General features: G+C 61.1%; 1 protein-coding gene. It reads left to right on the forward strand.

All coding sequences use genetic code 11. From position 1 onward, the window contains the following. Positions 1-104 precede the first annotated feature (104 nt). On the forward strand, positions 105-446 hold the full coding sequence (locus tag CCN35_RS28220; protein WP_143631927.1) for a hypothetical protein: 342 nt from the start codon (positions 105-107) through the stop codon (positions 444-446). The last annotated feature ends 212 nt before the right edge of the window (positions 447-658 follow it).

Consider the following 658-nt stretch of genomic DNA (forward strand, 5'->3'; position numbering starts at 1 on the left):
ACTGCTGGAGATGATCTCCTCGCTCGTGGAGTTTTACGGACATTGAGGCCAGTGGTGAACGGGGGTTCACATTGAAGTCTCACGACTTCATCAGCATTGTGCGAATGATCCTGGACGTCGATGCACAGGCACGAGAACGGGCGGCCGACGAAGCGTGCGACTGCGTGAAGGCATATACACCTGCCCAGGCATCGGCTCTGGCGACACTACTGGCGGCAACCGCGGCCATCGAAAGGGAAAACTCCGCTCTGGAAGCCGAGTTGCACGCCATCGTCGAACTCACCTCCACCGGCCACGTCGGCCTTGACCACATCTCACCTCTGCGTGAGATCGTCCTCGACGACCTCCCTCCTCAGCTCCGCAACTATGTCAGCGATCTGCTGGAAGGACGAGAGTCAACACGGGCAGCCGGTACCGTCTGGTCCAAAACACCGCCGTACCGTTGAAGAACCGGACGAGGCGAGGCATCAACGTGCCCTGCGGGCCCCGGTGCATGAAGGGGTGGGCGGACGATGCACAAGGGACGAAGAGACCCGTTCTCCCGTGGCATCAATTCTTCGACAGCGGCCGACAAGGACTCGAATGACCATCAGACTGACCTTCAACGGCGCCTGGCGCGCGACGGTGACGGACGACCCACTGCCCATCACCCCACGCT

The organism is Streptomyces thermovulgaris (assembly GCF_002155915.1).
Lineage (GTDB): Bacteria > Actinomycetota > Actinomycetes > Streptomycetales > Streptomycetaceae > Streptomyces > Streptomyces thermovulgaris.